The following is a 14091-nucleotide window of genomic DNA, read 5'->3' as shown; positions in this document are numbered from 1 at the left end:
ATCCCCGAACGTGGCACGTAGGTCGAGTGCGGCGCTCTGGCCGAAGGTCCGGGAGGTCAGGATCTGCCGCGTCGCTTGTGCATCGATCGACTCCAGTTCGTTCAGGACGCGCTGGACGTAAGCCACCGTGATCCGGTTGGGGACGGCGTAGGACGCGGTTGCGGAGATGGTCGAGGTTGGGACGGTCGCCTGGGTCGTCGGGGCTGGCTTGGCCGACCCGCACCCAGCAAGTGCCAGCAGCACGGGCAGGGTCGCAGCTGTTGCAAAGTGCCCGATTCTGCTGTGCGCCCTTTTCATGGCTTTTCGTACCTTATGGTGGCGCGGCCGAAAAGTGAAGAGGGCGGGAGGGCTCCCCCCACCTCCCGAAATACAAAATGGGCTGCCGTATGTGAAAGTTCGAGTAAGGCCGGCGGAATCCCACCGAACGTGCACGGCCGGACTCGTAAAGCGGCCGGAGCGACCACGATCAGCGGCTGGAGCTCCCGTTTTCGCCGCGCCTCGTGGGATTTGGCGTGCTTTACCTGAAAGTTCTCATACGGCAGGTCACTTTTGTTTTTCGGGGGGGCCGGGGGGAGCCCCGTCGGACGGCGGGGCCGGGGTGCCGTCCGGGGGTGCCTGCCGGGGGGTGCCTGCCGGGGGTGCCGTCCGGGGGGTGCCGTCCGGGGCGCCTACCTGGGCTGCTTCAGAGGGGACCAGGTCGTGGCGAGGTCGTCGAGGTCGGATGCGGTGACCCGGCCGTCGCCGGCCAGCTTCCGGAGGTGGGCCCAGAGGGAGTACCGGGCGATGGCCTGGTGCTCCTCGTCGACCTCGGCGTAGACGATCGGGACCAGCTCCTCGACCGTGGCCCGGCCGGCGCCGGCGAGAGCGGAGAAGATCGTCTCCTCCCGGGCCCGGCGGTGGGCCATGTACTCCCGGACCTTGGCCGGGGGGTCGTCGATCACGTCTCCGTGGCCGGGGACGATCGACAGGACCGGGGGGCGGAGGGTCTCGAGCCGGGCCAGGGCCTCCATGTACGCCGCCATGTCCCCGTCGGGGGGGCGGATGATCACGGTGGACCCGTTCATGATGTGGTCCCCGGAGAACAGGGCCCGCTCGTTGTCCAGCAGGAAGCAGAGGTGGTTGGAGGCGTGGCCGGGGGTGTGCACGGTCCGGAGTCGGAACTCCTTGGTGTCGAGGGTCCAGCCGTCGCCGATCTCGGTGTCGGGCTCGAAGTCGTCCCGGGCGTCGTAGCCGAGGACCTCGGCGCCGGTCCGCTGGGCCAGGCCGGCGGCTCCGGGGGAATGATCGGGATGGGTGTGGGTAGCGAAGATCCAGCGGATGCGGCCGGCGCCGGCGGCGGCCACGGCGTCGAGGTGGCCCTCGTCGACGGGCCCGGGGTCGATGACCGCCAGCTGCTCGGAGCCGATGAGATAGGTGTTGGTGCCGGGGCCGGTGAAGATGCTCGGGTTGTCGCACAGGACCCGGCGGACCAGCGGTGAGACGGGGACGACGGCGCCGGGCGTGAGGTCGGGCATCTCTCAGGGAACGGCCGGGCCGCCCCGCTGGCCGGGGAGGGGGGAGCCGGGGGGGAGGGAGGCACCTTCGCCCAGGTGTTCGTAGGCGGGGTCGCCTGGTAGCACGATCCGCATGCCGTGTCCGTCCGAGACGACGCGGGGGAGGATGGCGGGCACCGACTCGATGGCCGCGGCGGCGGCGAGCAGGTCCTCGCTGCGGTCGAAGCGGCCGATGGCCTCGAGGTTGCGGATCGTGGGCAGGATGAGGTCGAGCTCACCCTCCTCGTAGCGGTCGAGGGCGTCGGCGGGGCGCACCCACAGCCCGGCGATCGTCTCGCGGTTGTCGTGCAGGGGCACCTGCTCCTCGGGGGCGGCGGTGACGAAGAAGCGGGTGTCGTAGCGGCGGGGGGCGCCGAGCGGCGTGATCCAGTGGCTGAAGTAGTGGATGCGGTCGACGGCGAGCAGGAGGTCCTCCTCCCCGCAGACGTCGACGAGGCTGCCGGAGCCGGTGTCGATGGCGCGCCGGTGGCCCACGAAGCGGGCCTCGACCTCGGGGCGGGCCAGGGACAGGACGGCGCCCGAGGGGTCGTAGGCGAGGAGGACGCCGGCCTCCTCGAAGCACTCCCGCACGGCGGCAACCCAGAACGCCAGCCCGCCCTCGGGGATGCCGAGGAGCTCGCTGGCCTCGGCGTCGGTGCGCCCGGCGCACACCGGGCCGAGGTCGCTGTGGCGGTCGTAGTCGTCGACGGCGCCGCCCGGGAAGACGTAGGCGCCGGCCACGAAGACCGACGAGAGGTTGCGCCGGAGCATGAACACCTCCATGCCGTCGGCGCCGTCCCGCACGAGCATCACGGTGGCTGCATCCCGGACCGGAACGGCCCCCGAGGGGCGGCTGGGCGCTCCGGGCGACGGGAGCGGGCCGGTCACCGACCCAGGGTATGCCAGGGCGGGCCGGTAGCTTTCCGGCTCAATGTCGGTCGACCTGCCCACCCAGCCGGTTCGCCGGGTGTCCCGGGACCCCGAGACCTGGCGGTCACGGCTCCTGCCCCGGTCGGTGCTGGGGTTGGTGGCCCTGGTGCTGGCGGCGGCGGTGGGGGCGGCGTTCAGCGGGACGGTCCTCTTCGCCTACTACAGCTACCAGCTGAACAAGTCGAACCAGCGGGTCGACTCCTTCGTCAACGGCTTCGACGACCGCTTCAAGACCGCCAGCCAGACCATCCAGAACGAGACCAGCAACGGCAAGGCGGAGATAGAGAAGGCCCTCGAGCCGCTCCTCAAGGTGCAGCAGGGCGGCGGGCAGCTGGCCAACACGCTCTCGAAGGCGTCCCCGTCGGTGTGGTTCGTGCACACCCTGGACGACAGCGGCCAGCCGGCGGTGGGATCGGCGTTCGTGGTGGCGGCCGACAGCCATCAGTCGCTGATGGTGACGTCCTACACGACGGTGGCGGCGTCGACCCACACACCGGCCCCGGCGATCTTCGTGCGCAAAGGTGGCCAGGACGTGCGCGCCCAGCTGTGGACGTGGGACCCGCCGAACGACCTGGCCCTGCTCATCGTGAACCAGCCGAACCTGGCGAAGCTGGACTTTGCCCCCCAGTCTCCGGGTCTGCACATCGGGGACCAGCTATACGCCATCTCGGGGCTGGGGTCGGCGGGAGGCTCGATAACCCAGGGCTCGGTGGCCGACGTGTCGAGCAACCTCATCCAGGACAACGCCGCAGTTGGAACCGCCGGTCAGGGGGGACCGGTGCTCAACAACAACGGAGAGGTCGTGGGCATCGCCTCGCTCGCGTACCACCCGCTGGGCTTTGCCAGCACCGGGGTGTTCTTCACCGTGCCGATCTCGATGTCGTGCTCGCACATCCTGCGCTGCCCCGGCGGCACCATCGGTGGGGTGGGGGCGCAAGGCGGGTCGGGCTCCGGCTGAGCCGGACCGACCCGCCGCCCAAAGCGAGCGAAGCACCCCCGCCGCATCTCGCCACGCCCGTCGGTCGTGCCGAAACGGCCGCGCCGGACCAGATCGCATCCGGCGCTGCCCAACGTCTACCCGAATCCGGGAGGGCTACACCTCAAGTGACTCAGCAGGCGTAGTCACCGTCGAAGTTGCCGGCGCCGTACTGGATTATCCAGACCGGGCCGCCGTTGAACGAGTGGGAGCCGTTGCACCACGAACCGGGGTTCGACATGGCGATCCCCGTCGGCACCCACACCGGCACGCCGAACGAGGCGTCGCCCGTGATCAGGCCCCACTGGTAGTGGGTGGAGTAGATGCCCACGGTCAGGCCCCGCGAGTGGAGGGCGTCGATGGCGCCCTGGACGACCCGGGCGTTGGCGGGCTGGTTGCCGGACCAGAAGTTGCCCGTCTCGACGTCCAGCCACCACTGCTGGGCCATGCCCCCGGTCTGGGTGGCGGTGGCCACCGACGACAGCGCGGCGTTCCAGCCGTAGTTGTACGACCAGCACGTCGGGTCCGACGGGCTGCAGCTCCCCGCCCCTCCACTGGCGCCCTGGCCGTTGGACGGGCCGTTGGGGCTGTTCAGGTTCATGTACAGGCCGTGGGCGGGGCCGGCCCAGGCGATCTCCTCCCCGAGGCAGGGGTTGGTGGAGAAGGCGTGGCCGTCGTTCACCCCGACGATGCCCACGGCGTGGGGGCCGGGGAAGCCGTTCCCGCACTGGGGCCAGGAGATGTCGTAGCCGGTGCTGCCCGAGGGATAGGGCCCGAGCCCCTCGTTGGCGGTGATCCCGACGCCGTGGCCGGTGCCGGGGCCCTCCTCGAGGCCGACCACGCCGTGGAGGAGCTGGATGCCGCCGACCGAGCCGCGGTAGGGGGCGGAGCCGAAGGCGAACACCCCTCCGTCGGCGCCGGCGAGCCAGTAGCCCGTGCCGCCCGGCACCCGGGACATCCCGACGATCGGGGAGACCAGGCGCAGGTTCCCGGTGGAGCCGTAGAACGGGGCGTCCCCGAAGCTGAACACCCCGCCGTCGGAGGCGACCAGCCAGTAGCCGGCGCCGTCGGCGGTGCCGTCCATGGCCACGATGGGCCGGTTGAGGCGGAGGGACCCGGTCGAGCCGTGGAAGCCGGCGTCCCCGAAGGTGAACACCCCGCCGTCGGAGGCCACCAGGCGGTAGCCCTGGCCGTCCGGGGTCGTGGACATGCCGACGATGGGGGCCTGGAGGTGGAGGTCGGCCGTCGAGCCGTAGTTGTGGGCGTCACCGAACGGGATGACCCCGCCGATCCGGGTGACCAGCCAGTACCCGCCGCCGTCAGGAGTGGCGGTGATGGCGACGATCGGGTTGGAGGAGAAGGCGATGACCGACCCGAGGGGCCGGGCGTGGCCGAAGGCGCTGACCCGGCCGTTGGACGAGGCGATCCAGTACCCCTGGCCGCCGGCGGAGCCGGCCATGCCGACGACGGTCCCGCCGATGTTGGTGGCCGAGCCGTACAGCTGCACCCCGCCGAAGCTCATGATCCCGCCGTTGTCGGTGAGCAGCCAGTAGGCGGGCGAGGCAGCGGGGGCCGCAGCCGAGGGGACGGAGGCGGTGACCGAGGCGTCCGTGGTGTCGGCGGCAGCGGGCAGCGCCGTGGACGCCGCCAGCGCCAGGGTGCCCACCGCGCAGGCAGACAGAAGTCGAAAGAGCTTTGAGGAGGGCATCCGCGCGTAACTCCCGCCGTGTGGTGCGTTCCGCCCTTTGGTTCGTCAGATGACACCCCTGTCTTGAGGTGTTGGGCGTGTCATCATCAGATGTTCATGTTGGGGTCGGCCGCGGTGCGGAGCAGGTGGGAGGCATGGCGGGCCCGCCCGGTGCGTCTGCGGTTCTGGCGCGAATTCGCCTATGTCGCGCTGTTCGACCTCGTCTACGAGTGGACCAGCGACAAGGCAGGGACCAGCCGCCCGGTGGCGTACCACCACGCCGTGGCGCAGGTGCGCGTCGAGCACGATCTGGGGCTCCTGCAGGAGCACACCATCCAGGCGTGGGCGCTGCACAGCCGCCTGCTCATCGAGCTGTCCGACCTGTTCTACGCCACGGTGCACTTCGTCATGCCGGTGGTGGGCCTGATCTGGCTGTTCAAGAGGTTCCCGGAGCGGTACCTGCCCTGGAGGGACGTGCTGGCGTGGTCGACGGGGGTGGCGTTGGGGTGCTTCGCCCTGTTTCCGTTGATGCCCCCGCGCATGCTCCCTTCTAGCTATGGCGTCATCGACACGATGCAGCAGATAGGCGGCCTGGGGAGCTGGGACACGGTGCTTCTGAAGGACGCCGGGAACCAGTTTGCCGCCATGCCGAGCCTGCACATCACGTGGGCGCTGTGGGCGTGCCTGGCGCTGTACCCGGTGGTGCGGCGGAGGTGGGTGAGATGGCTGCTGGTGGCCGATCCCGTCGTGACCACGGTGACGATCCTCGTCACCGGCAACCACTACGTCCTCGACATCTTCGGCGGCGTGGCGGTGCTGGTGGCGGGGTGGGCGCTGGCGCGCGTGACGCCGCGCTTCCTGCCGCGACGGTTCGCGCCCGAGATGGTGAGCGCCGAGGTGCCGGCGGAGGTGCTGGTCTGACGCTCAGGCGGTGACGGTCAGGCGGCGGCCACGCCGACGATCGGCGCAGCCAGGTGCAGCCCACCGGTGGAGCCGAGGAAGCTGGCGTCCCCGAAGCTGAACACTCCCCCGTCGGCGGCCACCAGCCAGTATCCGAGCCCGTCGGCCGTCGTCGACATCCCGACGACCGGAGCCGCCAGGTGCAGGGCGCCGGTCGAGCCGTAGAAGGCGGCGGAGCCGAACGAGAAGATCCCGCCGTCACGGGCCACGAAGCGGTAGCCCGAGCCGTCGGGGCGGGCGGACATGCCGACGATGGGCGCCGCCAGGTGCAGCCCGCCGGTCGAGCCGTCGAACGGGGCGCCGAAGCTGAAGATGCCGCCGTCGGCCGCCACGAGCCAGTAGCCACCCGTGGCCGGGTCGGCGGCCATCCCGACGATCGGCTTGGCCAGGTGGAGGCCGCCCGCCGACCCGTGGAAGGCGGCGTCCCCGTAGTTGAAGATCCCGCCGTCGGCGGCCACCAGCCAGTAGCCGGCGCCGTCGGGCGTGGCGGCCATGCCCACGATCGGGGCGGACAGGTGCAGGGCGCCGGCGGAGCCGTAGAAGGCGGCGTCCCCGTAGCTGAAGACCCCACCGTCCGAGGCGACCAGCCAGTAGCCGGCGCCGTCGGGCGTCACCGCCATCCCGACGATCGGGGCCCTGAGGGCCACCCCGCCGGCCGAGCCGAGGTAGGCGGCGGAGCCGAAGTTGAACACCCCGCCGTCGGCGGCCACGAAGCGGTAGGCCGACAGAGCGGTGCCACCGGTAGGCGAGGGAGCGGGAGACGGGGAGGGGGCCGGCGGGGTCGTGCCGCCGGTCGGCGAGGTGCCGGAACCACCCGAGCCAGCCGAGCCCGTACCAGAGCCCGAGGTGGCGGCGGCCACGCACAGGAGGGGGACCAGGGCCGTGGCCGACGGGGAGCCGAGCCCGGTGGCCATGTCGTAGCCGGAGCCGGCCCGGAAGCTGAAGGCGTGGACGCCGAGGAGGTCGTTGCTCCCGACGGTGATGTCGTTCACCGCCGCCGCCCCCGACTTGTACAGGACGGGGTTGATGAAGCCGGCCCGATGGTTGGTGGGGCAGGCCTGGTCGGCCAGGGCCACGACCGACGCCCACAGGGGCGCGGCCAGGCTGGTGCCACCGGTGGAGCGCCAGCCCGAGCCCGAGCAGTCACCGGCGGTGCAGTAGCCGGCGTAGCCGTGGGCGGGGTCGGCGGAGGCGCTGACGTCGGGCACCTGCCGGCAGTCCCCGCTGCGGGCCCCGCAGGGCGAGCCCGACGAGTCCGAGGTGACGGCGGTCTGCTGCCAGCTGGGCATGGGGAACACGCCGGAGATGCCACCGCCGCTGGCCCCGCCCCCGCTGTTCCACGCGCTCTCGGTGCGGGGGGAGATGGAGCTGAGCGTCGTGCCGCCCACCCCGGTGACGTAGGGCTGGGAGGCGGGGTCGTCGACCTGGAGGGTGCGGTCCTGGTCGACGGCGTAGCAGTCCTCTGATCCGCTGTCCCCCGATGCGGCCAGGATCGTCTGGCCCTGCACCGCCGCCTGCTGGAACAGGATGTTCTCGGCGTGCATCAGCGTCGGGTCGTCGAGGGCCTCGCACAGGCCCCAGCTGGTGCTGATCACCGCGGCGCGGTCGTCGGCGATCATGCGCGTGTACACGTCCAGGAGGCCCTGCACGTCGTTGGTGCTCTCGTAGACCAGGACAGCGGCGCCGGGGGCGGTGGCCATCACCTGCTCGATGTCGTAGGTCGCCTCGCTGGTCCCGTCCCCGACGGCGGCGCCGCCGTCGACGGGCACGCGCTGGACCGACTGGCCGGTCAGCCCCAGGCAGGACTCGAACGTGGCCAGGTCCGACCCGGAGTAGTCGGCCAGCTCCATCAACGCGACAGTGGTCCCGGTGCCGTCGGCGACGGCATAGGCCCCGCCGAAGGAGTAGGCGGCGGCCACCTGGGCCGGGGAGTAGGCGTAGGCCCGCTGACCGGTGGCCGAGCACAGCGTCGGGGGCAGGGTGGCGGCCGAGTGGGGCGCCGCCGTGGCCAGGTCGTCGTGGGCCCGGACCAGATCGTCGAGGCCGGCCACGGCGCTGACGCCGGCGGGCAGCACGGCCGTGGTCGTGTTGGCGAACGCCGTCCGGCCCGAGGCCCGGACGGAGTGGATCGAGGTGTGGAAGAGCCGCTCGGCGCCGGTGGTCGTGGTCCGCACCGACAGCGAGATGTGGTTGTGCGAAAGCGGGCCGGGCTGCATGCCGGCCGCCCGCAGCTCCTGGCGGACCCGGCCGACCTCGGCCGCCGACGCCCCGAACCGGGACGTGAAGGCGCCGGCCGGCAGGAAGCGGTGGTACCGGGCGCTGGTGGGGTCGGAGACGGCGTCGGCCAGCTGGGTCAGGCCGGCGGGATCGGAGGGGGTCAGGTAGACGGTGAGGTCGAGGGTCCGGCCCGCCGCCTCGTGGCCGAGCACCACCGAATGGGCGGGCAGGGCCGGCGGGGACTGGCGGACCGGCGGGGCCGGGGCCGAGGGGGCGGCCCCCGGGGCCGGGTCGGCGGCCGCGGCCGGGGTGGCGGCCAGGCCGAGGGAGGCGGCTCCGAGGCCGGCGGTGAGTCCGACCGACCCGATCCCCCGCGCCCATCGGCGGAGGGGGGCGCGGCCTGCCAGCGGGGAAATTCGGGCGAAGGGCATATTCGGTCCGCTATATCGGCGTCCGCCGGCGATCTCCTTAGTGCCCGGCCCGCCCTCTACTCGCAGTCCCAGAAGCGGGGATCCCGGCCAGCCGGACGCCGAGCACGAGAGAGGCGGCGGCCACGGCCACCAGCCCGGCGAACGCCGGCGCCCGTCCCAGCGGGGACACCCCGACGGCCAGGGCCCCGGTGGCGGCCGTGAACAGGTAGATCACGGTCACCGCCCGCCGCGGCGGCAGGCCCCGGGCCACCAGGCGGTGGCTGACGTGGTCCCGGGCGCCCCGGAGCGGGTTGGTCCGCCTGAGGGCCCGGGTGGTGGCCACGAGGGCGGTGTCGAAGATCGGCACGGCCAGGACCAGGACCGGCACGGCGAAGGTCACCTGCTGGCCGGCGTGGGCCCGCAGGCGCAGGCAGAGAACGGCGATCACGAAGCCCATGAACAGGCTGCCGGCGTCCCCCATGTAGATGCGCGCCGGGAAGAAGTTGTGGGGGAGGAAGCCGGCGGCGCACCCGACGAGGGCCAGGGCCAGCAGCGGGACGAAGTACTGGTGGTTGACCACGCCCACGGTGAACAGGGCCAGGGCCGACAGCCCCGCCACCCCGGCGGCCAGCCCGTCCATATTGTCGAGGAGGTTGAAGGCGTTGGTCACCCCCACCACCCACAGCACCGTGACCACGGCGTCCAGGGGATGGTTGGCCCCCCGGAGGTTGGCGTGGGTGCCGGTGAGGTACACGACCACGCCGGCTACGGCCTCGAGGGCCAGGCGGGGAGGGATCGGAAGGGACCGGAGGTCGTCGACGAGGCCCAGGAGGGCCAGGCCGAGGCCGAGGCCGAGGGTGACCCCCAGGGCGCCGAGGTCGGCCCCGTAGGGACGGTAGGCGGCGGCGGCCAGCACCACGGCCGAGAAGGCCACCACGATCACCACCCCTCCCAGGTAGGGGACCGCCTCCCGCTGGGACTTGTCGGGCCCGGGCCAGTCGAGGATCCCCCGCCGCAGGGCAAACTCCAGCGCCAGGGGCGTGAGCACCATGGTCAGGGCCCCGCAGGCCACCAGGGCCACGGCGTACTCCCACGGGGCGGGGTTCCTCATCGCGCGAGGGCGCGCACGCTTGGTGAGGTTTGTCCGATTTGTGACGCGGGGTGGCCGGAGGGGTCTCTCTTCATGGCGCGCGTCCAGCCAGTGTGGCGCACGCATCCCCTCGAGGAGGTTCGATGAGTCATCTGTCGGGCAGGCCGGCGCGGATCGTCGCTGCCGCGGTGGCGGGCATGACCATGGCCGGCGTGGCGTCGGCGGTGGGCCTCGGCGCCCACGCCACCGCCAGCGTCACGGTCAACCGGGTGGCGGGGAGCGACCGCTACCAGACCTCGGCGATGATCGCCGAGGCCAAGTACCCGACCGGGGTTCCGGGCAACAATGTGGTGCTGGCCACGGGCCTCAACTTCCCGGACGCCCTGGCGGGCAACTATCTCGCCGGCCAGCTCGGGGCGCCGATCCTGCTCACGCCCCAGACCGCCTCCGACCCGGCGTACTCCACGGTGACGACGGCGCTGGGCAAGCTGCTGCCCGGGCCGATCCGCCAGGTGACCATCCTCGGCGGGACCTCCGCCGTCGGTTCCGACGTGTCGTCGGACCTGCAGAGCAAGGGCTACCTGGTGAGCCGCATCGGCGGCGCCACCCGGTACGACACGGCCCAGATGGTCGACACCCAGTCGGGCCAGACGCCGGGCAAGGGCGCGAGCGGCAACCCGACCGCCATCCTGGCGACGGGGCAGAACTTCCCCGATGCCCTGGCCGGGGGCCCGCTGGCCTGGAAGCAGAAGTTCCCGATCGTGCTCACCGACGGCAGCCGGTCGTCGCTGTCCCCGCAGGCCCAGAGCACCCTGACCAGCGACAAGATCCAGAACGTCCTGATCATGGGCGGCTCGGCCGCCATCAACCCGGGCATCAACACGGCCCTGGCCGCCCTGGGCATCAAGGTCGACAAGCAGTTCGCCGGCGCCGACCGCACCGACACCGCCGCTCAGCTGGCGACCTACGCGCAGTCCACCTACAGCTTCGGGACCAGCTCGCTGATCCTGGCGTCGGGGCAGTCCTTCGCCGACGCGCTGTCGGCCGGGCCTTGGGGCGGTGACCCCCAGGACATCTACCTGACCGCGACCACCGACTCCATCGGCACCCCCACCACCAACGCCATCAAGGCGCTGTCGGGGACCCTGACGACGCTGAACATCGCCGGGGGCACCTCGGCCGTCGACAACAACGCGTCACAGCAGGCCCAGGCGGCGGCGCAGAACGTGACGTCGAACGCCACCTACACGGTGACTCCCGCCGCGGCCCAGACCGTCAACACGTCGGCGGCGACCCACGGCAACGCCGTGTTCCAGGTGGCCAACCTGGGCACCCAGGCCGTCGACATCGTGCTGTTCAACTGCGCCAACGTGCAGAGCCCCAACGGGAGCTACGACTTCGCCGGCACCAACCCCGGCGGGTCGGGCAACGCCGCCGTGCCCGGCACGGTCAGCCACGAGACGATCACCGTGGTGAACGGGGCGGCGCAGTCGTCACCCGCCACCGTGGTCAACGGCGTCAACCCGTCCGGCGGCGCCCTGTCCTTCACCGTGGCCAACGACGGCACGCCGGGTGAGTGCGTGGTCCCGGTGGTGTTCCAGAAGACCTCCAACGACCAGCTGAGCCTGGGGGCGGGCAACGGCCCGACGGTGCCGTTCGGCGCCGGCGGCCCGACGACCTTCGTGGTCCCCGCCACCGCCGGATCCTTCGGCGGCGGGGCGGGATCGACGGCGCCGACCGACAGCGTGACGTCGTTCACGGCGAAGTCGTTCACCACCTCCGTCGGCACCTACACCTTCAGCGCTGGTGACACCTACCAGCTGTTCTCCTCCAACGGCCTCGTGGCGTCGTGCACGGCGACGACGATGGCCGCGTTCCAGGGTGCGCTGTCGGCCGGGGACAAGGTCGGGGGCAACTACCAGCCGGGAGCCACGAGCACCTTCTGCCTCAACGACATCGCCCCCGGGCCCCCCGGTTCGGTGACCGCCACGCAGAACGCCGCCGCCGGCGGGGTCAGCCTGGCCTTCATCGACTCCCCGAGCCCCGAGGTCACCGGTTACAACGTCTACCGGGCCCTGTCCTCGAACGGCGGCCTCACCGGAGCACCGTCGACGTGTCCCACCCTGCCGGCGCCGATGGGGAGCCAGGCCTCACCGCAGACCGCGCCGTCCACCAGCACGTCGTGGACCAAGATCGGCGGCGTGGCCGACCTCACCATCGGCTCGGCCGCAGGCGGCCACAGCTACACGTTCAACGACCCGACCACGGCCCCGTCGTCGGGCACCGCTCCGCTCTACTGCTACGCGGTGGCGCCGGTGACGCCGTCGGCGGCGGGCACCCAGGAGGGCACCGGGGCCGCCGCCAACACCAACAGCACCGCCAGCAGCACCGGCGGGGGCCAGACGGCGGGGAGCCAGGGCATAGCCCCCGCCCCCGCTCCGACGTCCAGTGGGGCGCCGGCGTTCAAGAGCGCCACGGCCCAGGGTCAAACGGTCACCGTGACCTACAACCAGAACGTCAACGCCGCGACCCTCGACAAGGGTGACTTCACCGTCACCTACGGGACGACCAACAACGGGACCGGGACCCAGACGGCCGACTCCGTGGCGGGCGCCTCGGGCAGCGGCACGACCGTGTACGTCGAGCTGGCCAACGCGGTGCCGTCCGGGGACTTTGCCCTCGTCAAGTCGGCCACCGGGTCGGACAGCAACACGGTGTGCGCGGCCGGCGGGACGTCCAGCTGCCAGACGGCCGGGGACCAGGTGATCTCCGCAGCGGCCACCGCCGCCGGCGCGGCGCCGGCCATGCAGCAGGCCGGGTCCACGGCCAGCTCGTCGACCAAGCAGGTCATCGTCAAGTACAGCTCGGCCATCGACTGCTCGACCGTCGACTCGGGTGACTGGAGCGTGACCTCGTCGCTGCCGGTGTCGGTGACGGGCGCGGCCTGCTCGGACGCCGCGGGGGCGGCCGTCACCACGGCCACCTCCCAGTACGTGACGATCACCACCACCGGCTTCTCCGCCGGGTCGTCGTTGAGCGTGAAGGCGCAGAACGGGACCGACGGCAACACCGTCATCGATCCCGCCACCGGCGCCGGCGAGGCCACCACGGACCAAATCATGGTTACCGCGACGTAGCAGACCAGACTGACTAGTCCGAAAGGGCCCGTTCGGGATTGGTCCGAACGGGCCCTTGTCGCGTCTTGACACTTTCGGTATCAGGTTGGGTGCGGTCGGCGACGACACCGTCTGTCGCGGACAGGGATCGACCAACCTGGGAGTGGAGGACGAAAGTTCATGGGGACAGCGCGCGGACGGAAGTTCCAGCGGAGGACGGCGGGAGTGTGCCTGACGGCGGGGGCGCTGCTCCTGGCCGGGCCCTTCCTCTACCCGGGAGTGGCGGCCACCCAGCCGGCCAACACGGGGGCGTCCACGATCACCGTGGCCCTGCCGGCGGTGAACGTCACCGATCCGCTGGGCGGCAACCGCACCCTGTCCCTGGGCTCGCTGACCCTCGGCGCCCGGTCCTACCCCAGCCTGCTGGCGTCGCTCGGCCTGGGCAGCCTGTCGGCCCTCGGCCAGAGCGCGCCGGGAGTGAGCTACACCTCGGCCCAGGGCACCCGGTCCGGTAACGCCACCGTCCCGGTCTCGGCGGGCGCGGTCAGCGGCTCGGTCGGCCTGGTGAACTACCTCGTCCAGGCGGGCGCCGGCACCGCCACGACCCGTCTGGGGGCCCTCAACGGCTCTCTGACGGCCGCTCCGCTCGGCCTGGCGGCCGGTCTCGGCCAGCACGGCCTCGAGACGGCAGTGACGCCCTCGGGATCGACCAGCGCCGTGGAGCTGACCTCGCCCGGGATCACCCTCAAGCTGTCCGACCTCCTCCCGGCCAACGTCCTCGACGCCCTGCCGCTCGGCACCCTCCTCCAGCTGCTCGGGAGCACCGGGCTGCAGCTCCCCGCCAACCTCGGGGGCGCCGTCACCCAGCTGGAGAACGTCGTGCTCGGCGTCCGGGTGCTGGGGACGGACCTGACCAACCTGGCCAACGCCCAGGCCACGGTGGCCTCACTCAGCGGCTCGAACCCGGCGGTGGCGGCGGCCCAGGCGGCCGTCACCTCCGCCCAGCAGGCCGTCACCTCGGCCCAGACGGCCGTGACCGCCGCCCAGACCAAGCTCGGCGCCGACCAGGCCACCCAGACCGCCGACCAGGCGGCGGTGAGCGCGGCGTGCCTCGTCCCGCTGTCGGCGGCGTGCACCGCCGCCCAGTCCGCCCTGTCGGCGATCAACTCGACG

General features: G+C 72.2%; 9 protein-coding genes. 4 read left to right on the top strand and 5 right to left on the bottom strand.

The features are described 5' to 3' along the window. Nucleotides 1–668: 668 nt before the first annotated feature. Nucleotides 669–1514 (bottom strand): MBL fold metallo-hydrolase, encoded by an 846-nt coding sequence (locus VFW24_07250; protein ID HEX5266552.1) that lies wholly within the window; start codon nucleotides 1512–1514, stop codon nucleotides 669–671. A gap of 3 nt (nucleotides 1515–1517) precedes the next feature. Beyond that, complete coding sequence (locus tag VFW24_07245) at nucleotides 1518–2420, bottom strand: hypothetical protein (GenBank protein HEX5266551.1); 903 nt, start codon at nucleotides 2418–2420, stop codon at nucleotides 1518–1520. Nucleotides 2421–2463: 43 nt separating this feature from the next. Here VFW24_07245 and VFW24_07240 point away from each other — a divergent pair, with 43 nt between their 5' ends. Next, nucleotides 2464–3420 (top strand): S1C family serine protease, encoded by a 957-nt coding sequence (locus VFW24_07240; protein ID HEX5266550.1) that lies wholly within the window; start codon nucleotides 2464–2466, stop codon nucleotides 3418–3420. A gap of 151 nt (nucleotides 3421–3571) precedes the next feature. On the opposite strand, the gene VFW24_07235 is transcribed toward VFW24_07240, so the two are convergent. After that, nucleotides 3572–5104, bottom strand: a complete 1533-nt coding sequence (locus VFW24_07235; protein ID HEX5266549.1) for a hypothetical protein — start codon at nucleotides 5102–5104, stop codon at nucleotides 3572–3574. Nucleotides 5105–5242: 138 nt separating this feature from the next. On the opposite strand from VFW24_07235, the gene VFW24_07230 reads away from it, so the two are divergent. Further along, complete coding sequence (locus tag VFW24_07230) at nucleotides 5243–6046, top strand: phosphatase PAP2 family protein (GenBank protein ID HEX5266548.1); 804 nt, start codon at nucleotides 5243–5245, stop codon at nucleotides 6044–6046. 17 nt (nucleotides 6047–6063) lie between these two features. On the opposite strand, the gene VFW24_07225 is transcribed toward VFW24_07230, so the two are convergent. After that, entirely contained in the window at nucleotides 6064–8733 is a 2670-nt protein-coding gene (locus VFW24_07225; GenBank protein HEX5266547.1) for a S53 family peptidase, read from the bottom strand. Between the two features lie 37 nt (nucleotides 8734–8770). Continuing rightward, complete coding sequence (locus VFW24_07220) at nucleotides 8771–9823, bottom strand: MraY family glycosyltransferase (protein ID HEX5266546.1); 1053 nt, start codon at nucleotides 9821–9823, stop codon at nucleotides 8771–8773. A gap of 122 nt (nucleotides 9824–9945) precedes the next feature. Between VFW24_07220 and VFW24_07215 the strand changes: the two genes are divergently transcribed. Together VFW24_07215 and VFW24_07210 are read left to right on the top strand one after the other, a co-directional pair. Continuing rightward, complete coding sequence (locus tag VFW24_07215; protein HEX5266545.1) at nucleotides 9946–12939, top strand: cell wall-binding repeat-containing protein; 2994 nt, start codon at nucleotides 9946–9948, stop codon at nucleotides 12937–12939. A 159-nt stretch (nucleotides 12940–13098) separates the two neighbouring features. Continuing rightward, nucleotides 13099–14091: hypothetical protein (locus VFW24_07210; protein ID HEX5266544.1), on the top strand; the 993-nt coding region annotated here is incomplete at its 3' end.

The organism is Acidimicrobiales bacterium (assembly GCA_036273495.1).
Classification (GTDB): Bacteria; Actinomycetota; Acidimicrobiia; order Acidimicrobiales; family JAJPHE01; genus DASSEU01.
Note: the sequence above shows the minus strand (reverse complement) of the source record. Positions and strands in the feature narration are given on the sequence as shown.

Bases quoted from the DNA above. Each gene is read 5' to 3' on its own strand.
- VFW24_07250 (HEX5266552.1), bottom strand. From the start codon at position 1,514: ATGCCCGACCTCACGCCCGGCGCCGTCGTCCCCGTCTCACCGCTGGTC.
- VFW24_07240 (HEX5266550.1), top strand. From the start codon at position 2,464: ATGTCGGTCGACCTGCCCACCCAGCCGGTTCGCCGGGTGTCCCGGGAC.
- VFW24_07230 (HEX5266548.1), top strand. From the start codon at position 5,243: ATGTTGGGGTCGGCCGCGGTGCGGAGCAGGTGGGAGGCATGGCGGGCC.
- VFW24_07225 (HEX5266547.1), bottom strand. From the start codon at position 8,733: ATGCCCTTCGCCCGAATTTCCCCGCTGGCAGGCCGCGCCCCCCTCCGC.
- VFW24_07220 (HEX5266546.1), bottom strand. From the start codon at position 9,823: ATGAGGAACCCCGCCCCGTGGGAGTACGCCGTGGCCCTGGTGGCCTGC.
- VFW24_07215 (HEX5266545.1), top strand. From the start codon at position 9,946: ATGAGTCATCTGTCGGGCAGGCCGGCGCGGATCGTCGCTGCCGCGGTG.